18 protein-coding genes and 1 tRNA gene are annotated in these 20,924 nt (G+C 61.4%); 11 read left to right on the plus strand and 8 right to left on the minus strand.

The features are described 5' to 3' along the window. Positions 1-3 precede the first annotated feature (3 nt). The gene (gltB, locus tag B3H65_RS10190) at positions 4-4,617 is read right to left on the minus strand and encodes a glutamate synthase large subunit (RefSeq protein ID WP_286685136.1); all 4,614 of its coding nucleotides are present in this window, start codon (positions 4,615-4,617) and stop codon (positions 4-6) included. A gap of 194 nt (positions 4,618-4,811) precedes the next feature. Here gltB and B3H65_RS10195 point away from each other — a divergent pair, with 194 nt between their 5' ends. Further along, on the plus strand, positions 4,812-6,902 hold the full coding sequence (locus tag B3H65_RS10195) for a glutamine synthetase III (RefSeq protein WP_117678866.1): 2,091 nt from the start codon (positions 4,812-4,814) through the stop codon (positions 6,900-6,902). Between the two features lie 74 nt (positions 6,903-6,976). Here B3H65_RS10195 and B3H65_RS10200 read toward each other — a convergent pair whose 3' ends face one another. Next, positions 6,977-7,777: an SDR family NAD(P)-dependent oxidoreductase gene (locus tag B3H65_RS10200; protein ID WP_286685137.1), complete on the minus strand. Its 801-nt coding sequence runs from the start codon at positions 7,775-7,777 to the stop codon at positions 6,977-6,979. Between the two features lie 276 nt (positions 7,778-8,053). Between B3H65_RS10200 and B3H65_RS10205 the strand changes: the two genes are divergently transcribed. The 9 genes from B3H65_RS10205 (at position 8,054) to B3H65_RS10245 (ending at position 13,949) form a co-directional block, all read left to right on the plus strand. Continuing rightward, positions 8,054-8,130, plus strand: a tRNA-Glu gene (locus B3H65_RS10205). 195 nt (positions 8,131-8,325) lie between these two features. Beyond that, a complete protein-coding gene (locus B3H65_RS10210; RefSeq protein WP_270239500.1) occupies positions 8,326-8,799 on the plus strand; it encodes a MarR family winged helix-turn-helix transcriptional regulator in 474 nt (157 codons plus the stop codon). A gap of 242 nt (positions 8,800-9,041) precedes the next feature. Continuing rightward, positions 9,042-9,467 (plus strand): PTS sugar transporter subunit IIA, encoded by a 426-nt coding sequence (locus tag B3H65_RS10215; protein WP_286685138.1) that lies wholly within the window; start codon positions 9,042-9,044, stop codon positions 9,465-9,467. Between the two features lie 62 nt (positions 9,468-9,529). Continuing rightward, positions 9,530-10,024: a PTS system mannose/fructose/N-acetylgalactosamine-transporter subunit IIB gene (locus tag B3H65_RS10220; RefSeq protein WP_281694436.1), complete on the plus strand. Its 495-nt coding sequence runs from the start codon at positions 9,530-9,532 to the stop codon at positions 10,022-10,024. A gap of 109 nt (positions 10,025-10,133) precedes the next feature. Continuing rightward, the gene (locus B3H65_RS10225; RefSeq protein WP_281694437.1) at positions 10,134-11,000 is read left to right on the plus strand and encodes a PTS mannose/fructose/sorbose/N-acetylgalactosamine transporter subunit IIC; all 867 of its coding nucleotides are present in this window, start codon (positions 10,134-10,136) and stop codon (positions 10,998-11,000) included. After that, entirely contained in the window at positions 11,000-11,839 is an 840-nt protein-coding gene (locus B3H65_RS10230; protein ID WP_281694438.1) for a PTS system mannose/fructose/sorbose family transporter subunit IID, read from the plus strand. The genes B3H65_RS10225 and B3H65_RS10230 overlap by 1 nt, the downstream gene beginning before the upstream one ends. Before the next feature lie 101 nt (positions 11,840-11,940). After that, complete coding sequence (locus tag B3H65_RS10235; RefSeq protein WP_286685139.1) at positions 11,941-12,264, plus strand: hypothetical protein; 324 nt, start codon at positions 11,941-11,943, stop codon at positions 12,262-12,264. 98 nt (positions 12,265-12,362) lie between these two features. Continuing rightward, a complete protein-coding gene (locus tag B3H65_RS10240; RefSeq protein ID WP_286685140.1) occupies positions 12,363-13,187 on the plus strand; it encodes a Cof-type HAD-IIB family hydrolase in 825 nt (274 codons plus the stop codon). Positions 13,188-13,412: 225 nt separating this feature from the next. Continuing rightward, positions 13,413-13,949 carry a biotin transporter BioY gene (locus tag B3H65_RS10245; protein WP_286685141.1) on the plus strand — a complete coding sequence of 179 codons (537 nt, stop codon included), beginning with the start codon at positions 13,413-13,415 and terminating at the stop codon, positions 13,947-13,949. A 21-nt stretch (positions 13,950-13,970) separates the two neighbouring features. On the opposite strand, the gene B3H65_RS10250 is transcribed toward B3H65_RS10245, so the two are convergent. Further along, positions 13,971-14,681, minus strand: coding sequence for a GntR family transcriptional regulator (locus B3H65_RS10250; RefSeq protein WP_281694442.1), 711 nt, complete (start codon positions 14,679-14,681; stop codon positions 13,971-13,973). A gap of 200 nt (positions 14,682-14,881) precedes the next feature. Here B3H65_RS10250 and B3H65_RS10255 point away from each other — a divergent pair, with 200 nt between their 5' ends. After that, positions 14,882-16,690: a class I mannose-6-phosphate isomerase gene (locus tag B3H65_RS10255; protein ID WP_286685142.1), complete on the plus strand. Its 1,809-nt coding sequence runs from the start codon at positions 14,882-14,884 to the stop codon at positions 16,688-16,690. 18 nt (positions 16,691-16,708) lie between these two features. On the opposite strand, the gene B3H65_RS10260 is transcribed toward B3H65_RS10255, so the two are convergent. From B3H65_RS10260 to B3H65_RS10280, 5 genes are all read right to left on the minus strand, one after another. Continuing rightward, entirely contained in the window at positions 16,709-17,500 is a 792-nt protein-coding gene (locus B3H65_RS10260) for a hypothetical protein (protein WP_286685143.1), read from the minus strand. After that, positions 17,493-17,975, minus strand: a complete 483-nt coding sequence (locus B3H65_RS10265; RefSeq protein WP_281694445.1) for an FKBP-type peptidyl-prolyl cis-trans isomerase — start codon at positions 17,973-17,975, stop codon at positions 17,493-17,495. Before B3H65_RS10265 ends, B3H65_RS10260 begins: the two co-directional genes overlap by 8 nt. 142 nt (positions 17,976-18,117) lie before the next feature. Further along, positions 18,118-19,269 carry a hypothetical protein gene (locus tag B3H65_RS10270; protein WP_286685144.1) on the minus strand — a complete coding sequence of 384 codons (1,152 nt, stop codon included), beginning with the start codon at positions 19,267-19,269 and terminating at the stop codon, positions 18,118-18,120. Continuing rightward, complete coding sequence (locus B3H65_RS10275) at positions 19,269-20,348, minus strand: hypothetical protein (protein WP_281694447.1); 1,080 nt, start codon at positions 20,346-20,348, stop codon at positions 19,269-19,271. The genes B3H65_RS10270 and B3H65_RS10275 overlap by 1 nt, the downstream gene beginning before the upstream one ends. Positions 20,349-20,439: 91 nt before the next feature. Further along, on the minus strand, positions 20,440-20,868 hold the full coding sequence (locus B3H65_RS10280; protein WP_286685145.1) for a NusG domain II-containing protein: 429 nt from the start codon (positions 20,866-20,868) through the stop codon (positions 20,440-20,442). Between the last annotated feature and the right edge of the window lie 56 nt (positions 20,869-20,924).

A 20,924-nucleotide genomic window follows, 5' to 3' on the forward strand; every position in this document is an offset into this window, starting at 1 on the left:
GGCCTAGGCCTCCTTCTGGTAGCTGGCGTTGGCGGACTGCTGCATGACGCGTTCGTAATCGGTGGGGATTGCCTTGACAAAGCGGTCTTTGATGGCGTCGAAGCGATAGAGCAGCTTGATACCGCGCGGGCTCTGCGTTGCGGCGACGTGCTCCTCGAGCAGGGTACGGATCTGGCCGAGTTCCGCCTGAGTGGGCGTGCGCAGCGCAATGCCGCCGTCGTTGATGCGGCTGGGCAGGGTGCCGTACTCGTCATAGACGTAGGCGATGCCGCCGGTCATGCCCGCGGCGAAGTTGTGGCCAACCTCGCCCAGTATCAGCACGCATCCGCCGGTCATGTACTCGCAGCCGCAGTTGCCCACGCCCTCGACCACCGCGACGGCGCCGGAGTTGCGCACGGCGAAGCGCTGGCCGGCAAGGCCGTTGATGTAGGCGCGGCCGCTGGTGGCGCCAATAAGAGCGACGTTGCCCACAATAACGTTCTCGTCGAACTTATAGCTCGCGGTGGCCTTGGGACGCACGGAGAGCTCGCCGCCGGAGAGGCCCTTGCCAAAGTAGTCGTTGGCATCGCCCTCAACGTTCAAGGTGATGCCTGCGGGCAGGAAGGCGCCAAAGCTCTGGCCAGCCGACCCATCGCAGTCGATGGTGATGGAACCCGCGGGCAGGCCGTCCGGATGAGCGGAGGTGACCGCATGGCCCAGCATGGTGCCCACGCAGCGGTTGATGTTGGCGATGTCCGCATGGAAGCGAACCGGGCGCAGGTGCTCGCGCGCCTCCGCGGTGTGGGGGATGAAGAGGGTTGCGTCAAGCGTGCGCTCGAGCTGGGAGTCCGCCGCCATCTCGGGCAGGTAGTGGCATGCGTCGGCGCCGGGCAGGTGACGGCCGAAGCTGCAGACGGCCGGTGCCAGCACGGCGGACAGGTCGATGAGGTTCGCCTTGTCGTTGCCCTCTACCTCTACCTGGTGCAGGCACTCCACGTGGCCAACCATCTCGTCCACCGTGGCGAACCCAAGGCGCGCCATGACCTCGCGCAGCTGCTCGGCAACAAAGAGCATGAAGCGCTCGACGTGCTCGGGCTTGCCGGCAAATCCGTGGCGCAGGCGGCAGTTCTGCGTGGCGATGCCCGCGGGGCAGGTGTCCTGCTGGCAGTCGCGCTGCATGAGGCAGCCCATGGCGATGAGCGGCATGGTGGCGAAGCCGAACTCCTCGGCGCCAAGCAGGCAGGCGACGGCGACGTCGGTGCCGTCCATAAGCTTGCCGTCCGCCTCCAGCACCACGCGGGAGCGCAGGCCGTTTTGCACCAGCGTCTGCTGGGCCTCGGCCAGGCCGAGCTCAAGAGGCAGGCCCGCATGCCAAATGGAGTCGCGCGGCGCGGCGCCGGAGCCTCCGTTGTGGCCGCTGATCAAGATCTTGTTGGCAGCGCCCTTGGCCACGCCGGTAGCGATGGTGCCCACGCCCGCCTCGCTGACCAGCTTGACGCTGATGCGCGCGCCGGGGTTGGCGCACTTGAGGTCAAAGATAAGCTCCGCCAGGTCCTCGATGGAGTAGATGTCGTGATGGGGCGGGGGAGAGATGAGGCCGATGCCGGGGGTCGAACGGCGCACCTCGGCAATCCAGGGGTACACCTTCTTGCCAGGCAGGTGGCCGCCCTCTCCGGGCTTGGCGCCCTGCGCCATCTTGATCTGGATCTCGGTGGCGCTTGCCAGGTAGCGGCTGGTGACGCCAAAGCGTCCGCTCGCCACCTGCTTGATGGCGGAGTTCTTGGAATCGCCGTTGGCTAGCGGCGTCTCGCGGCGCGGATCTTCACCGCCCTCGCCGGAGTTGGAGCGTCCGTGCAAACGGTTCATGGCGATGGCCATGCATTCGTGGGCTTCTTGGCTGATAGAGCCGTAGCTCATGGCACCGGTGTTGAAACGGGTGACGATGCTGCGGGCGCTCTCCACCTGGTCAAGCGGCAGGGGTTTGCGGCCGGCTGCGTTGAAGTCCAAAAGGTCGCGCAAGCGAACGCAGCGACCCGGGCGATGCAGGCGCGCGCTGTAGGCGGCAAAGTCCTCGGCGCTGTCCGTGCGGACGGCGCGCTGCAGCAGGTAGATGGTCTGCGGGTCGATGAGATGGTCCTCGCCGTCCAGCGGACGCCAGGTGGTAAGGCCCAGGGTTCGCAGCTCGTCCGATGCGGGAGAGCGGGTGATCGCCTGCGCCGCGTCGTAGCGGCGCTCCATCTCGTCTTGGATCTGGGGCAGGTCAAGTCCGCCAACGCGGCTTACGGTGCCGGTGAAGTGGCGGTTGATGAGGCCGTCCGCAAGACCGACCGCCTCGAAGATCTGGGCGGAATGGTAGCTCTGCGCCGTGGAGATGCCCATCTTGGACATGATGCCCACCATGCCTGCGACGGCGGCTCGGTTGTAGTTGGCGATGGCCTCCTGGGCGCTCAGCGCGCGGCCGGATGCGTCTGCAAGGTCGCCCTCCTGCGCCATTGCCGCGATCTGGGCATGGGCTTCATAAGGGAAGATGCCGCTGGCAGAGTAGCCAACCAGGGCGGAGAAGTCGTGCGAGGACAGCGCGTCGCCGCATTCCACAATCATGTCTGCAAAGGTGCGAAGGCCGCGCCTAATGAGGTGGTTGTGGACGGAGGACACGGCTAGAAGCGACGGAATGGGCAGTTCGTCCGCGCCGGCGCGATCGGATAGGGCGATGATGCTTGCGCCATCTCGCACGGCGGCCTCAACCTGGGCGCCTAGCTGTTCCAAGGCCTCTTCAAGCGCGCCATCGCCGCCATCGTGCTTGAACACGGCGCGGAAGCGGGCGCTCTTGAAGCCGGTGCGCTTGATGGAGACGATGCTATCGAACTGCTCTTGCGTTAGCAGCGGCGCATCCAAGCGGATGAGCTGGCAGGTGTTGCGGCAGTCCTCAAGCAGGTTGCCGTGGTTGCCCAGGTAGAGCACCGTGGAGGTGACGTGGGCCTCGCGCAGCGCATCGATGGGCGGATTGGTGACCTGGGCGAAGAGCTGATAGAAGTAGTCGAAGAACGAGCGCGTCTTGCCAGAGAGGCAGGCAAGGGGCGCGTCGATGCCCATGGAGGCAAGCGGTGCTTTACCGGTGGTCGCCATGGGCCGCAGGATTTCGTCCACGTCATCCCAGTGTATGCCCAGCTTGGTGGCGCGCACCGCGCGGGAAACGCCTTCATCCTCTGTGCTGGCAGTCTGCTGGGAATCGCGGTCGCGCTGCTCTTGCACAAGGGTGTCCAGGGTGATGGTCTCCTCGTCAATCCAATCGCGGAACGGCTTGAGCTTTGCCATCTGGTCGCGCAGCTGGTCGTTGTAGCGCACGCGGCCCGCCTGCATGTCGACCTCGAGCATCTCGCCCGGCCCCAAACATCCGCTGGTCAGCACGTTGGCGGGGTCGATTTCGATGGTGCCCACCTCGGAGGAGAGCAGGAAGCGGTCGTCGCGGGTGACGTAGTAGCGCGCGGGGCGCAGGCCGTTGCGGTCCAGGGCGGCGCCCAGGGTGCGGCCGTCCGTGAAGGCGATCGCGGCGGGGCCGTCCCAGGGTTCCATCAGCATGGATTGGTAGGCGTCGTAGGCACGGCGCTCGGGTGAGAGAGCGTCGTTGTTGTCCCAGGGTTCCGGCACAAGTAGCGAGACGGCGCGCGTCATGGGACGGCCGTTCATGACCAAGAACTCAAGTACGTTGTCCAGGATCGCGGAGTCGGAGCCTTCGCGGTTGATGATGGGCAGCACGCGGTCCAGGTCGCCTTGCAGTACGGGGGAGTACAGGTTTGGTTCGCGGGCGCGAATCCAGTTGACGTTGCCCTTAAGCGTGTTGATCTCGCCGTTGTGGATGATGAAGCGATTGGGGTGCGCGCGCTCCCAGCTAGGGGTGGTGTTGGTGGAGTAGCGCGAGTGGACCAGGGCCACGGCGGTCTTGACCGCGGCATCGTTGAGGTCCGTATAGAAACGGCGCATCTGGGTTGCTACCAACATTCCCTTGTAGACGATGGTACGGCTGGACATGGAGCACGCATAGAAGATCTTGCCCTCGAGTGCGGGGCAGGCGTCGGCGCGCTTCTCGATGGTGCGGCGACATATATACAGGGCGCGTTCAAAGTCGTCGCCCGCCTCCACGCCGTCGGGCCTGCCCAAGAACGCTTGCATGATGGTGGGCATGCAGGCCTGCGCGGTGGAACCCAGGTCATGCGGGTCGACCGGTACCTGGCGCCAGAACAGCAGGGGCACGCCGCATGCGGCGCAGCCCTCCTCAAAGACGCGCTTGGCATCTTTTACGCCCTGGGCATCTTGCGGCAAAAAGAGCATGGCGACGCCGTAGTCGCCTTCTTTCGGCAGGATCTGGCCGCATTTTTGAGCCTCTTTACGGAAGAAGCGATGCGGAACCTGGAACAAGATGCCCGCGCCGTCACCGGTGTTGCGCTCCAGCCCGACGCCGCCTCGATGCTCAAGGTTGACAAGCACCGAGAGTGCATCGTCCAAAATCTGGTGGCTTTTGTGGCCATTGATGTTTGCCAGCGCGCCGATGCCGCAGGCGTCGTGCTCAAATTCAGGTCGCCAAAGCGTCTTCACATGGGAACTTCGCTGCGCGGGGTCTTTGGAATCCGTAGCGTCCATAGAGTGCTCCAATCGATGTCTCGTTTCTCAATCGTTCGGCTGAACATGCTATGGGCGGGTTTTTTCCATTCGTTTGCGCTCTTGTTGCCCGCACGTTTCGAAACACACATGCAACGAATTCTGCTTAGTCTGCCAAAGTGTCATCCGCAAGAGACGCCGTGGCGATGCCGCGGTGCGACAGGAAGGAGCGAGTCATGTCCAACCTTACCGAACGGTTCGGCACCAAGGTCTTCTCCGAAGACGTCATGAAGCGCTGGCTGCCCAAGGACGTGTACAAGAAGCTCGCGGCTACCATCGAGGAGGGGGAGCCCCTGGACCTGGACGTGGCGAACGCCGTCGCCCATGCCATGAAGGAGTGGGCCCTACTCAACGGGGCCACGCACTATGCCCATTGGTTCCAGCCGCTCTCCGGCATCACGTCCGAGAAGCACGACAGCTTCCTGGAACCCAACCACGATGGTACGGCGATTACCAAATTTACCGGCAAAGCCCTGATCAAGGGCGAGCCGGACGCCTCGAGCTTCCCCAACGGCGGCCTGCGCGCCACCTTCGAGGCCCGCGGCTACACCGCTTGGGACGCCACCAGCCCCGCCTTTATCAAGGACGAGGTGCTGTGCATCCCCACCGCCTTCTGTTCCTACACCGGCGAGGCGCTGGACAAGAAGACGCCCCTTTTGCGCTCCATGACGGCGCTCGACCGCGAGGCCAAGCGCGTACTCGCCTTCTTTGGCAAAGCTCCCAAGAAGGTTGTCCCCAGCGTGGGTGACGAGCAGGAGTACTTCCTCATCAAGAAGGACGCCTACCGCCGTCGCCGTGACCTGGTCATCACCGGCCGCACCCTCTTTGGCGCCGCCCCTGCTAAGGGCCAGGAGCTGGAGGAGCACTACTTCGGTGCCATCCGCCCCACGGTTTCCGCCTACATGAAGGATCTGGACGATGAGCTGTGGGCGCTGGGTATCCCCGCGAAGACCAAGCACAACGAGGTCGCGCCCTGCCAGCACGAGCTCGCGCCGGTCTACACCGAGCTGAACGAGGCTGTTGACAACAACCTTCTTACGATGGAGAAGATGAAGCTCATCGCCAGCCGCCACGACCTGGTGTGCCTGCTCCACGAGAAGCCGTTCGAGGGCATCAACGGATCCGGTAAGCACAACAACTGGTCGATTGGCACGGCGGACGAGAACCTGCTTGATCCGGGCGACACCCCGCTTGAGAACCTGCAGTTTGTGGTGTTCTTGACCGCGGTGATCGAGGCCGTCGACAAGTACCAGGACCTGCTGCGCGCCAGCGTGGCCAGCTGCGGTAACGACCACCGCCTTGGCGCTAACGAGGCTCCCCCGGCGATCATGTCGATCTTCCTGGGCGACCAGCTCACCGAGGCAGTCGAGCTGATCATGGACGGCAAGGCGTCGGTCCACGCCACCACCGGCGTCATCGACTTGGGCGCTGTGGTGCTCCCCGACCTTGAGCAGGACAACACGGACCGTAACCGCACCAGCCCCTTCGCCTTTACCGGAAACAAGTTCGAGTTCCGCGCCGTGGGCTCGGAGGCCAACGTATCCGATGCCAACATGGTGCTCGATTGCGCCGTGGCCGAGGCGCTGCGTGACTTCGCCGACGCGCTCGAGGGCACCCCTGCCGATGAGTTCCAGGAGAAGGCCCTTGCTTACTGTGCCGAGCACCTGCGTGCGCATCGTCGCATCCTGTTCTCGGGCGACGGCTACTCTGACGAGTGGCCTGTCGAGGCCGAGAAGCGCGGACTGTGCAACTTCCGTACCACTGCCGACGCTCTGCCCGCGTTTATCGCGCCGAAGAACCTTGAGCTGTTCGAGAGCATGGGCGTTCTGTCCCACGCCGAGGCCGTCTGCCGCTATGACTGCAAGCTCGAGAAGTACAACAAGCTCATGAACATCGAGGCGACCACCATGGTCCGCGAGGCGCGCCGAACCTATCGCCCCGTCATCACCGCGTACGCCACCAAGGTCGCCAAGGGCCTGGAGACCATCCGCGCCGCCGGCGCCGAGGCCGTGATGCAGTGCGAGCAGAACACGCTGAACAAGCTGTGCAGCGGCGTTACGGAGATCAACGAGTCCATCAAGGCGCTCGACGCCCTGCACCAGCAGGCCGAGGCTATCGAGGACGCTCAGCAGCAGGCCAACATGTACGCTCATGAAATCGCTCCCGCGATGGAGCGCCTGCGCGCTGCCGTGGACGCCATGGAGGAGATCGTGGCCGCCGACTACTGGCCCGTTCCCACCTACGACGACATCCTGTTCTACGTGTAGATTTCGCTAGCTAGCGGATAAAGGGCGGCGGGGGATGAACCCCGCCGCCCTCATGTTGATTCGCTGGCAGCTGCCTACGGGCGCAGGCCCATGCCGCCTTCAAGGGTGACGGTCTCGCCGTTCATGTACTTGAAGTCAGGTCCGCAAAGCTGGACGACAACGCGGCCGATCTCGGTCTCGACGTTGCCGTAGTGGCCCGCGGGAGGCATATGGACGTTTGCCTCGAAGGCTTCCGGATAGGCGTTCTGGAAGTTCTCGAGCTGCGCGGTCCAGGCAAGCGGGCAGACGATGTTGACGTTGATGCCATCCGGGCCCCATTCGTTGGCCGCGACGCGGGTGAGGCCGCGGACGCCCTCCTTGGCCGCGGCGTAGGAGCACTGGCCGAAGTTGCCAAAGAGGCCGGCGCCAGAGGCGAAGTTCACTACGGAGCCGCGGGTCTCCTTGAGGTGCGGGTAGCACTTCTGCATATAGAGGAAGGTGGCGTACAGGCCCGAGTAGATGGCTAGGTCGAACTGCTCCATGGAGTGGTCGGCGATGGTAACGCCGGAAGCAGAAGACTGGGCGTTGTTGACCAGGGCGTCGATGCGCCCAAATGCGGCGATTGTCTCGTCAACTACATGCTGAACAATGGCCTCGTTGTCCTGACCGGCAGAGATGTCTGCCTGGACGGGGAGGACCTTGACGCCGTACTCGGCCTCAAGGGATTCCTTGGCGGCCTCGAGTTTGGCGACGTTGCGGCCGGTAATTACCAGGTTGGCGCCCTCTTTGGCGAAAGCGATGTCGATGCCGTAGCCGATCGATCCCGCCGATCCATCCTTGAGGGTCGCCTTGCCGCCGCCGGTGACGATAACGGTTTTGCCGGTGAACAATCCCATGTCATAACTCCTTTCATAGCCGCGGAGCGTCCGCGAGTTGGATGTATATGCATGCCGGTACATGGCGCAAAGATACCCTACGGCTTACAGTTTCATTCGGCTTACTTCTGACGAGATAGGTGATAGGTTGAAACTTGAGGGCAAACGGTATGTTTGGTAGAAAAACAAATAGTTTGTTACAAATTGGTTCGATCCTTGTCTTGTCCCGCCTTTGTAGTCGTCATCTTTTTGTGCACTCTTTTACATCGCGGGAGTTCTGCTATACTTTCTACCGCTGTCCCCATCGTCTAGCGGCCAAGGACGCCACCCTTTCAAGGTGGATATCACGGGTTCGAATCCCGTTGGGGGCACCATTTGAAATGAAACGAGCCCGTCTGGTAGCTTCCAGGCGGGCTTTTTCTTCAAATGAAGGTGCCTTCAGGGCATGTCCGCACATTTGACATTCCTTTTCAAAGGCAGCTTGATAAAATGGACAAAGTGGGAATAATCAATACTGTTAATCATTTTAAAGTGCTTTTTGCTATCTCGAAGGGGGGCGGGGTTCGATGGTGAATTACGAGGAGGCCGCTCGGAAGCTAATTGTATATTCCGGTGGTCTGGCCAAGGGTTCGCTGGGAACTGCGCGTGCCGCTTCGGTGGGCGAGGAGCCGGTGCTGCAATATCTTGTGGATAATGACGCCGAGATGAACCCCTCGGTTTTAGCGGATACGTTGGGCTACACCCGCCCTCGCATGACGCGCATTCTGGATTCTTTGGTGGCAAAGGGCTATGTAGAGCGAAAGAACGATTCCAACGATCGTCGCAAGGTCCTTGTAGCTGCAACTGAAGCGGGTAGGGAACACACTGAGAGCACATCGGGCGGCGGCGTCGCCGCGGTCGCAAGCCAGTTGAGCGCCCTGGGTGATCAAAACGTGTTGGAGCTTCTCAACGTCCTGGAAAAGGCGTACAGCATTACGTATAATCGCGAGCCCGAAATCAATAAAGAGAAAAAGACAAAACGTCGAAAGCGCTCTAGTGAATAGGGCATCGGTTAAAGGAATCGTTTGTAAGCGGGGTCGTGCACCCCGTTTTTTATTTGCAGGCTAGTGTAAATCGCTCCATTCGTAGTCATGTGACCCCAAACTCGTTACTACGAAATAGTTAACACCATTAATCCTCCTAAACCTACCGTTCACGAAATAATTGTCATGAACAAATAGTTAATAGTAATAATTACTTTCGAAGGGCGACGGCACGGGCCGGAGCAATCGAGGAGGGGAGCGATATGCGCTATCTGGTACTTGTGAGCCATGGCACGCTCGCAGAAGGAATGCACAGCGTCCTAAAAATGCTTGGAGGGGATTCCCCCGCGGTCAGGCATTGCTGTTTGGAAGACGGCATGGGTGCTGAAGCGTTCGTCGAGAATTTCAAGAAGACCATTGAGGATATGAGCGCCGAAGACGAAATCGTGCTCATGGGCGACATCCAGGGCGGCTCGCCTTTGACCAACGCCATGAACGAGATCGCTTCCGCCGGTATGCTGCCTTCGACCATCGTCTTTGCAGGAATGAATCTACCCATGGCGATGACCGCGCTCATGAGCCTGGGCTCCGGCGATCTCCAGGAGCTTAGGTCGCGCTTGGTGGATGAGTCTCGCATGGGGATAACTGAAATCGTTCTCGCATATGATGAGGACGAGGAAGATTTGTAGCACGACGTTATCGAGTTGATAAGTTATCAGTCCTAATGGGCTTGAGAGGGAAGGACAGCATCATGATTTCTTTCGTTCGCATCGATGACCGCATGATCCACGGTCAGACCTGCACCCGCTGGGCAGTCGAGTATCCTTGCGACGGCTTGATCGCCGTTAACGATGCCGCTGCCGGCAACCCGGTCCTCAAGAGCGCGTACAAGAGCGCCGCTCCGGACAAGAAGACCTTTGTGTGGACCATGGAGCACTTCAAGGAGAAGGCTCAGGCAGTTCTGGACAGTAAGACCCGCTATTTCCTCATCACCAAAAACCCGCTGGACATGCGTGAGATCTTGGTTGAGATGGGCTTTGTTCCCAGCGACGTCAAGACCGTCATCGTGGGCCCGTGCAACGATCGCCCCAACACGGTGAAGCTGGGCAACAACCAGTCCATCACCCAGGAGGAGGCGCAGGCATTCGAGGACATCTCCAAGGCGGGCTACGAGGTCGACTTCCGTCTGCTTCCCGATAAGGGCATTGGCAAGTGGGAGAAGTTCCGCGATCAGTTTGGTTTCTAGGACCCAAGCTGCTTGAAATGAGCGCATTATTGCGGCCCCGTCCCAATGAGGGAGGTTGGGCGGGGAGCTGTCAGCGTATTAAAGCGCTGGAATAAGAAAGGTGGTACGTATGACAATCCAAATTTGGCAAGCCGCGCTGCTTGGCATCTTCGCCTGTTTGGCATCGATGCCCGGTCTGGGTGGCACCTCGGTAGGCAACTACACGCTTGGCCGTCCTCTGGTCGCAGGCTTGGTCGTTGGCCTTATCATGGGCGACGTTTCGCTGGGCATCATCGTCGGTACGGCTATCCAGGTGGTTTACATTGCCCTGGTCACCCCCGGCGGAACCGTTTCCGCTGACGTTCGCGCCGCTTGCTACATCGGCATCCCGCTGGCCATGATGGCCATCCAGGCTCAGCCCGATCTGGCGGCCAACCCCTCCGGTGCAGAGGCCGTCGCCGTCGCGACCGCTCTTGGTGCCACCTGCGGCACCATCGGCGCCATTCTCTTCTATGGCACCGCTACCATTAACCTGGTGTGGCAGTCCTACGGTTGGAAGGCCCTCGAGAAGGGCGATACCCACAAGCTCTACCTGGTCGACATGGTTCTGCCTTGGATCTCGCACATCATCTGCTCCTTCCTGCCTACGTTCTTCATCCTTATGGCGGGCCAGGGCGCCGTTGACTTCGTTATGACCAGCCTTCCCATGGACGGCCTGGCCATGAAGACCCTGTTCGCCGTCGGTTCGCTTCTGCCCTGCGTCGGTATCGCGATCCTGCTCAAGCAGGTCATCTCCAAGCCCACGGACTTCCTGACCTTCTTCTTTGGCTTCACCCTTGCCGCCGTCATGGGCTGCAACCTGATCGCCTGCTCTGTAATCGCGTGCTTCTTCGCGCTGATCAACTTCAACATGACCACCCTCAAGCAGAAGCTTGCTACGGCTGGCACCGCCGCCGCCATCGCTTCTGCCGACGATGAGGACGAGGAGGATATCTAATGGCTGAGAACACTGGCAAGAAGGTCTCCAAGAAGGCCCTCTCTAAGTCGTTCCACAACTGGTACTATGGAAACCTCACCTGCTTCTCCCAGGAGCACATGCAGACGTTCGGCTACCTGGTCTCCATGCTGCCGATCGTCGAGGACCTGTACGAGAAGAAGGAAGAGCAGTCGAAGGCGCTCAACACCTACACTGCGTTCTTCAACACCGAGCCGCAGATCGGCGCCATGATCGTCGGCGTGTCCGTCGGTCTTGAGGAGGCCCGTGCAAACGGCGAGGCGATTGACGACGAGACCATCAACGGCATTCGCGCCGGCCTGATGGGCCCGCTGGCAGGCATCGGCGACTCGCTGATCGTCGGCACCCTTATCCCCATCCTTCTGGGCATCGCCATGGGCCTGTCCGAGGGCGGTTCCCCTCTGGGCGCCATCTTCTACATCGTGGTGTGGAACCTGCTGGCGTACTTTGGTATGCGCTTTGCCTACTTCCGTGGTTACGACCTGGGCGGCGCTGCCGTTGAGGCGCTGGTGGGACCCAACGCCACCGCTCTTCGTGAGTCCATCGTCATGATCGGTACCATGGTCATCGGTGCTGTTGCGGCTACTTGGGTAAACATCACTACCGCTCTTACCCTTCCCGGCGGAGGCACCCTTCAGGGCACGCTCGACGGCATCTTCCCCAAGCTTCTGCCCATGGGCTTCACCATCCTTTGCTGGTGGCTCATGGCCAAGAAGAAGGTTAGCCCCATCGTCACCATGCTGATCCTTCTGGTCGTCGCCTTCATCGGCGCTGCAGTTGGCTTCTTCGGCGCCGCCACCATCGCCGCGCCGGTCGCGTAACCGTTTTCGTGGTTTAGCATTACAAGCTGATACAACCGTATGCGTGCCGCGAGCATATTGCCGCGGCCCGCAGCTTAAGTGCCTTTTGGAGGATGACAGCCATGCCCAGGCCCGTGAACACGGAGAATTGGAGCCGTGCCGACCTTGTCAAGGAGGCGAGGATGCAGACCGATGCGATTCAGCACCTTAAGGTCTGGCTGCGCCTGGCCTACTCGCTGGTCGCTGTCGGAGCCATTCTGCTGATATGGTCTTCCAGCTCTGCCAACGGCGTCGCCACGGCAGTCGGTGCGGTGTGCCTGGTTCTCGGTATTCCGGCGGCGATCGTGCTTCGCGTGGGGATCACGCGGGCGACAGCTAACGTTCAGGGAATCTTGTCCCAGGCAGGCGTTGATATCGACAAGGCTCCATCGTCCAAAAAGGCATGATGCAACTGTACATACACACCTCAGACGGGACGAAATGCGCGCGATAGGGAGAAGCGGCCATTATTGTCCTGGCTGCTGCTCGAGGGGAGCGAATCTATATGGCAACCGATCATGTCGCTGCATTCGATATCGTCTTCACCGATGTCGATGGGACGCTGCTCGACGCCGAACACCGCGTGATCGCGTGTTCTCGTCCTGTGATTCAGGGCTTAGCGCCTCTGGGCATACCGTTTGTGTTGGTGTCTGCACGCATGCCGGAGGGACTCTATACCATTCAAAACGAGATTGGCTTTAAGGGTCCGTTGGTGTGCTATAGCGGCGCGTACGTGTTGGACGATCAGGGGAATGAATTGCTGAGCAAGCCCATTGCCCTGGACGAGGCGCTTGATTTCAAGTCGTTCCTCGATGCGGAGCTGCCGGATATCTGCTGCTCTGAATATGGTTTCCACACATGGGCGTGCGATGACGACACCGATCCGCGCATTATGAACGAGGAGCGCATCACCACGCTCAAGGCAACCCGCGCTCCGCTGAGCGAAGCGTTTGACGAACGGGGAATCCACAAGTTCCTCCTGATGGGCGATCCCGACCAAATCGCCGCTGCTCAGGAGCGGATTTCCGCTGCTTACTCCAACCTCACGGCGGTCCGCTCGTCTGAGACGCTGTGCGAGGTCATGCGCGGGGATGTCACCAAGAGCGAGGGAGTTCACGTGGTTTGCGACCACCTTGGTTTCGATATCGATCGCGCGATCGCGTTCGGCGATGGTCGCAACGATATCGACATGCTGCGCGCGGTGCCTAGAAGCTATGCCATGGCGAACGCTCCCGCGGAGGTCAAGAGCTCCGCGGCGGGCGTCACCGAGCTCACCAACGACCAAAACGGCCTCGCCATGCAGCTTCAAAAGCTTCTTGGCGAGCGCTGATATTGCGAGCGCGACGGCTTGGAAGGCCAGCCGCATGCTCGCTCGAATCCATCTGTACCACGAAGGGCTCCGGCATCCGGGGCCCTTTTGCATTTCCTCGCTTTCAAAGTTGGGTGCTGAGCCGCACCTGCAGCGACGGTTCCCCGCTGTCCTGTGGCGCGCGCGAGCGGTTTGGAGTACCCTTTTTGTGCTCGTTGGGCTTTAAAGAGAGGACGTGCCTTCGCTATGAACGTTCGCCAGATTGCGCGCGCCGGCGTGTTTGTCGCGCTTCTAACCGTTGCATCGTGGGTGAGCGTCCCCCTGGGTCCCGTGCCCTTTACGCTGCAGACCATGGCGCTGGCGCTGCTTCCGGCGGTGCTGGATGCTACCACCGCGTGCGCTGCAGTGGGGGTGTATCTGCTGCTTGGCGCGCTGGGGCTGCCGGTCTTTGCCGGATTCGGCGGCGGCATCGTCGTTATCGCGGGTCCCACAGGTGGTTTTCTGTGGGGCTTTTTGCTTGGGGTCGCTGTTGCCGGGGTGATCGCGAGAGCGCTTGCGGGGCGGGTGCGTCCATTCGCGCGCGTCCTTCTTGCCGATATCGCGATGCTTGCGGTAGCGTATGCCTGCGGAACCGCTCAGCTCATGATAGTGGCCCAATTCGATTTGGTTCCGGCGCTGATGCTCGCGGTGCTCCCCTTCGTCATCCCGGATGCCATCAAGCTCGTCGTCGGTGCGCGCATAGGCTGTATGGTCGAGCGGTTGCTCAAGTTGGCTGCTAGGTAGGGTGGCTCGTCCAAATCCTCCCTATATTCTGGTGGCGACAAACGAGAACGAGGTTCGTTCTCCCCGGTAGGTGGAGATGGAGTATTCGGCGGCGTCTCTTTGCTGGTTGCGGCCGACGGTGTGCAGAATCAGCAGCGGATCCCCTTCCTCTATGCCCAGAATTGCCGCGGAATAGGCGTCGGCGCGTGCCCCCTCAAGGGAATACTCGGCATCGACAACGGGCCTGCCGGTTGCTTCCAGTACGTCGTAGAGGCGATTGGTCGTGAAATCGACGCCGTCTATCTCGGGATAGCGGCTACATGAGATATACGTTTCAGAGAGTACGTTGGGCTCTTGGTCCACGCGGCGGACGCGGACCAAGCGAAAGACATCATCGTGAACGGAAACCCCCAGTCGGCTGGCGACTTCCTCGTTTGCCTTGGTTCGCTTGAACAGCAAGACAACGGTTTCCACAGCGGATCCGGCGGTGTTCGCTTCATCCTCATAGCTGCGGATGCCAAGGCTGAATGCCTGGCGCACCTTGGGCCGACATACCACCGTGCCGCGTCTCTTTCGCTTCTCCAGGTACCCTTCGTTGACAAGCAGCTGTACGGCCTGGCGTATGGTTGGCCTGCTCACGTTGTACATGGTGGCGAGTTCCATCTCCGATGGGATGATCGTGCCTTCGCCGTAGGTGCCGTTTGTGATCTTGTTGAGGATATCCTCTTTGATGCGAATGTATAAAGCGGGCATATCCGGACCTTCCAAACTTGACATATTGCGCATCGTGCGGCGACGGGGGAGACGGGCATCTGCTCTGATAACGATCCAGAACATGATATATCGCCTTTTCGGTTCTAAGTCTCGCGATCGCCTATAGATATAGAATAAAAAGACAATATGTAAGGAATATGTTATATATACGGTCGAGGACGAGAAGAAGGGGGAAATCCATGTCCGATTCGACCTACACCTTGAGACCCGCCATCGATGTCCGATCGCACGGAACCGCGGTGGTCGGCTTCTCCTCCATTGCCGAGCAATTGCAGGAGGCAATGAGAAGGCGCTGTTCGGAAGCCGAGGGGAACGACGCGACGCTATCCCGGGTATTGGCTATCGAGTGCTATCCCGGCACGGACTATGAGGAATTGCGCGAGCAGCTGCTGCCCCGGCTTAATCCGTCGCTGGCGCTGTGCGCGGATGATTTCGCCTGGGATGCGCCGCGCGTGCAGGAGCGGATCAAGGACACGGTGACAGACGACCGCATCTTCGGTGTCATGTCGCACTACCGCGTACGGGATTTTTACGATGAGAGCGAGGTCGAGCGCGCCCGCGGGCTCATCGCCCATGCGCTCGACGCGGACGGCGAGGCCGCGCACGGTCCCGTGGTCGTCTACGGCGTGGGCGCCTCGCTGATCGCGCCGGGCGCGCTGCTGGTCTACTCCGACCTCACGCGCTGGGAGATCACGCTGCGCTTCCGCGCGGGCATGCGGAACTGGAAAACCGATAACGCCGACGAGGACCCGCTGCGCAAGATCAAGCGCGGTTACTTCTTCGAGTGGCGCATCGCCGACCGCCTCAAGCGCGATCTGCACCGGCGCATCGACTTCTTGATGGAGACCAACGTGCCCGGGGAGCCCAGGATGGTCGACGGCGACGCGTACCGCGCCGGATTGGCCGCGGCGGCCAGGCGCCCCTTCCGTCTGGTGCCGTATTTTGACGAGAGCGTGTGGGGCGGTCAGTGGATGAAGGAGCGCTTCAACCTCGATCCTGCTAAGCCCAACTACGGGTGGTCGTTTGACGGCGTGCCGGAGGAGAACAGCATCATCCTCTCCTATGGGGGTGCCGAAGTTGAGATTCCTGCCATCAACATGGTGCTCAACGAGCCCGATTCGCTGCTTGGCGCCATGGTGCGTGCTCGCTACGGCACGGAGTTTCCCATCCGCTTCGACTTCCTTGACACCGTTGGCGGCGGAAATCTGAGTCTGCAGGTGCACCCCCGCACGGAGTACATCCAGGACGCCTTCGGCATGCCCTACACCCAGGACGAGAGCTACTACATCTTGGATGCCACGGACGAGTCCTGCGTGTACCTGGGCGTTCGGGATGACACGACCAAGGAGGCCCTGCTCGCGGACCTTGGGGCGGCGCAGCGCGGCGAAGCCCCGTTCCCGGCGGAGCGGCACGTCAACGTGTTCCCGGTAAAGAAGCACGACCATGTGCTTATTCCCGCGGGCACCATTCACTGCTCGGGGGCGGGTACCGTTGTTTTGGAGATCAGCGCGACCCCGTACAACTTTACCTTCAAGCTATGGGATTGGGGTCGTATGGGCCTGGACGGCAGGCCGCGCCCCATCAACATCGCTCACGGCGCGCCCAATATCATGATGGACCGCGATACAGGGTTCTGCGAGCGCGAGCTGCTGACGCGCGTGGACGATGAACGCGAGAACCTGTCCAATCAACCGGGCGTCTTCACCGAGAGCACCGGCCTGCACGGGCTGGAGCCCATTGAGACGCGCCGTCACTGGTTCGATGACAGGGTCGCGGTCGAGTGCCACGGCAGCGTTAACATGCTCAATCTGGTCGAGGGCGAGGAGGTCGAGGTGCGGAGCCTCGACGGATCGTTTGATCCTATGACGGTGCATTACGCCGAGACCTTCATTGTGCCGGAGAGCGTGGGGCGCTACCTGTTGGTGAACAAGCGCCCTGGTGGGCGCGTCGCGGTGCTTCAAGCGTACGTGCGCGGTGCCAGGGCATAGGCGACGAAACGCGCCCCGCTAGCGCTGGGACGTTGCTGCAACGTAGCGCATCTCGCAGCGCTCTGCCGGGGCGATGCGAACGCGGGGCGAATAAATCACGTGCGTGCGGCAAAACGAGGTGCACAGGTCGCATCCGGCGCAGGCGTCCGCATCGACGGTATAAGCGGGCGGAGCGAAGACAAGGGCGGGGCACCCGGTAATCTGCTTGCAGCGGTGGCAGCCCACGCAGGCGATGCGGTCGATATCCACCGGCTCGGGAGCGCGGTCGCCTTGCAGCTGGACGCAGGGTGAGCAGAAGGCGACGGCGTGGACGCCGGGGCGCGCGAGCATGTCGCGCAAGATATCGGTGCAGGCCAGCGTATCGAGCGGATCGACGGCGACCACGTCATCGATGCGAAGGTCTTCGACCATATGCTGGCACAATCCCTCGATGGCCTCTGCGCCAAGGAAGGTGCGGCTGGAAACCATAACAGCGAGGATCGTGACGGCGCCCTCCGCGGCAAGCCCGGCGAAGCGTCGGGGCGCATCGTCCGCGGCAACCTCGGTATCCAGGGCGAAATGGATGCAAGCCTCGACGGCGGGTTGGTCTACGGCGCCGCCACTGGGAACCTCTTGCTTGTAGCGGGGCAGCAAGGCGTCTTCGCCGCCGGTGCAGGTGGTTGCCGCCGGGTGCATGTATCCCGTCGCGGCGCAACCGGCGTTACCGCAGATCACCTTGTTCTTGCCTCGACCAAGGGCTTCCTTGCAGGCGATGTAGGCGGCGCGATGCGGGCAGCCCGCGCACGATACGCCGCGTTCGACCTTATGCATGGGAGGCACCCTCGTCCTGGGATGCGGCGTCGCCGGGGTTATACGGCTCGCGGCTCAAGAGCTCAAGCTCAAAGTTGAGGCTGCAGCCTGCCATGGGGTGATTGAAGTCAAACACGGTCATGCCGTCGTCCTCAACCTTGACCACACGGGCTAGCTGCTGGTGGCCTGTCTCGTTCATTAGGTAGATCATCTCGCCCACAACAAGGTCGTCGTAGTTGGGGATCTCGATGGTGGGCATTTGGTATAGCAGCTCCATGCGACGCTCGCCATATGCGTCGCGCGGTTCAAGGTGGACCTTTTTGGTCTCGCCCGGCTTCATGGAGAGCACGGCCATCTCAAACCCGGGAACAACTTCATGGTTGCCCTCTATATAGGTAAGCGGCGTGCGACCGCGCGTGGTGTCGAACACCTCGCCATCGTCGAAGCTGCCGGTGTAGTGGACGCAAACCTTGTGCTTAAGAGAGAAGTCTGACAATGCAAGACCCTTTCAATTGCGAATAACGGTGCTGGGGGGCGCGTGCACGCCCACCCTAGTACTGTAGCCGCTTGCGCCCCGCGTGCGCAACCATATGTGAGAGGCGTCCGCTTGCATGGAGCGCGTGGGACCGGAAAGGCGCTTAGAAGCCGTAGCGGCGCGCGAAGGCCTCGGATTCCTCTTGGATGCCGTCGATAGACATGGCCCAACCGGTGAAGTCCGGCGTGTCCGCAATGATGCCATCAGCCTCCCAAACGGCTTGGTGCGTGAGGTTCCAGGCTTCTTTAACGGGCGGGCGCACCGGCAGGTACGGTGCGAGGTACGTGGGGTTTAGTAAGAAGAACGCACCGCCTTCGCAGCGGAAGGCAAAGTCCTTGAGCGCACGGCGGGCATTTTTGCGGCGGCTCAGCTTGTAGAGCAGCAAAGCGCGCCCTAGCAGGTACCAGGGCGAGTCTTGCAAGGCGGCGGCAGGGTTTGACTGCGCGGCGGCAAAGAACCCTTCCTCGTCCTCAAGGCGGGCGAGCGCGAGCATAAGGGTGCCCACGGCAAAGTTGGGGTAGCCCTGCGCGCGCATAATTATGCGGGCATAGCGGGCGGCAGCCTTGTAGCGTGCGGTCACCATGCAGCCCTGCGCAAGGCATTCAACGGTGTGCAGCCATCCAACCACCTCGGGGTCGGTGCCGGTGAGGTAGGCTGCGGCAAGCACGCGGTCGTCTGCATTGGCTGCGGATTCGGCTGCGTGGTTGGGCGCGCCCGAGAAACCGGGCGCAGAGTTTGCAGCTAGCGGCAGGTTGTTGCCAACGGTGGAGAGTAGGGGGTCGCTCTGCGCAGCATCAAGGGCGGCGTCGCTCCAAAACATGGGGGCTGCGGATAAGAACCCTCGTCCGCTTTCTTCAAGGGTGCCACGTGCCTCTAGCTCAAGGCGCATAAGGTCGTTGATGCAGTCATCCAAGGGCACGTTGGCGAGCAGGATGTCGACCAAGCGCGCATCGATGCAGGCGGGATCCGTTTTGGCGATTTTGAAAAGGTTCAGGCGCGTTTGCTCAAACAACCGGGAGCGCTGGCTCTCATACTCCTCGTCCGACAACTCTTCCATGCGCGAGAGGCCGGAATGCAGGTTGGCATGGACGCGAGCGTAAGACAGGCATGCCTGCGCATGGACCTCTGTGGCATAGGTCTCGGGGTGCAGGGCAATTTCATCGCGCACCAGCTCAATTGCCGCGGGCGTTAGGTCTGGATGCTCGCGGGCGTAGGTGCGGGCCAGAAATGCGGGAACATACAGGGAGGGCTCCATTAGTTCTCACCCCCGGTGGCGCCGCCAAAATGGGGCGCAAGCTGAGCGTCCTGTTGGTCAAGCGCGTCTTGAACGGCATCGTTTTGCGAGATCCATGTAGAGAACGAGGAAGCCTCCGGTGCCCCCATGCCCTCTTGGAGCAGCGGCGTGGCCTCGCTGATGGCCAGCACCAGCTCGTCCTCGCTGCCGGGCATCACGTTGACGCGGCCAAACACGCCCTCCGGGAACTCCGCTTGGTAGAACAGGGCGTGCGCTGCATGGGGGCTTCGCTTGAGCAGCAGCCGCAGCAGACGCGAGGCGCCGTCATAGTCAAGCTCGCGGTACTCGACGCTCATCTGCGCTAAAAGAGACCAGGGGTCCAGGTCCTTCTCAGCGGGGTGGGGGCGACGGTTGCGGGGAGAGGGCAGCGCGTAGCTTACCGCGTGGCGGCGACGGTAGTCGGCGAGCTCTTTGCGGGTTGCCTCGAGTTTTGCCAGGGCGAACATGCCGGTGTGCCGGACATCGCCGGGGTCGTCCGGGGCGTAGGAGAGGCTCTCTTCCGCCGTGCGCAAAGCAAGGCGGTATTGCCCGCAGATAAGCGCCTGGGATGAGATGGCCGCCAGCCAGCGCAGGTACGGGTTGCGCCCTATGCCCGCGGCGAATTCGCGGCTGTAGGGGTCTTGGGCGGAGGCGACCATAAGGGCGCAATCATGCTCGACCTCTTCACGCGCGTCGAGCAGGTAGCTCACGTACTCGTCGTTTGATTGCGCAACCAGGGCGCTCAGCATGCGCCGGGCGTCCCAGTTGGAAGGGTCGAGCTCCGCCGCCTCGCGCAACATGCCCTCGGCCTCGTCGCTCATGCGATCGATTTCCGCCTCGTCCGTTACGAAGGGAATGCGGTAATCGACCATCTCGGCGGCGCGCGTGGTTAGATGAAACGAGCGGTCCTCGTCCGTTTTAATGAGGCGTGCGGGGTCTTGGCTGTATACGTCCATGTCGCGTTCGATGAACGCGGGGTTCTCAAGGGGAAAGACGCGCTTGCGGCGCATGTCTTGGAGTATGAGGCGCAGGCAGTCTTCCTGTATGGGATCGAATGACACGGGCGCCTCCTTTCTAATAGCTGGTAATTGCAACAGTGTAACGTTGTTTACCGGCGTGCAAGGTGCGTGAAGGCCCTAAAATCCCGCGCATCTACACCAGTTTGGAGGCCATATCCTCGTCCTGTACAATTTCGACTACCAAACCATGCGGCAGGCAGACAATCTGCTCGCCCGCCTGGCTAATGGGATCGTGGTTGACGCAGACTTGGTTGGAGCAGTTGGACGAGATCACGTCGACTTCACCGTTTTTTATACGGATGGTGTTCTTGCCGTTCTCGGCGCTGCTCTTTATGGCGTCGGCGGTGGTGTCGACCGTGTATTCGGCGTTGGACGAGAGCGGGTCGGCGCGGTAGAAACCGCTTTTGGTTTGGCAGACCACCATGGCGCCGGAGCCTCCTTGGGACTGCTGGCCGTCCCGTCCTCCAAGGGTGCGCGCGCCGAACGCGAGAGCGCATATTATGACCGTTATGGCGAGAATAGCAAGCAGAATTCGGTCACCGGTTTTAAGGGTTTTGCCCATGGGAAAGACCTCGCAGGTACGTGGTGTGAGCGTGCGATTGTTCGCGAAAGATGAAA

It is taken from the genome of Collinsella sp. UBA1693, from assembly GCF_002320115.1.
In the GTDB taxonomy this organism is placed as follows: domain Bacteria; phylum Actinomycetota; class Coriobacteriia; order Coriobacteriales; family Coriobacteriaceae; genus Collinsella; species Collinsella tanakaei.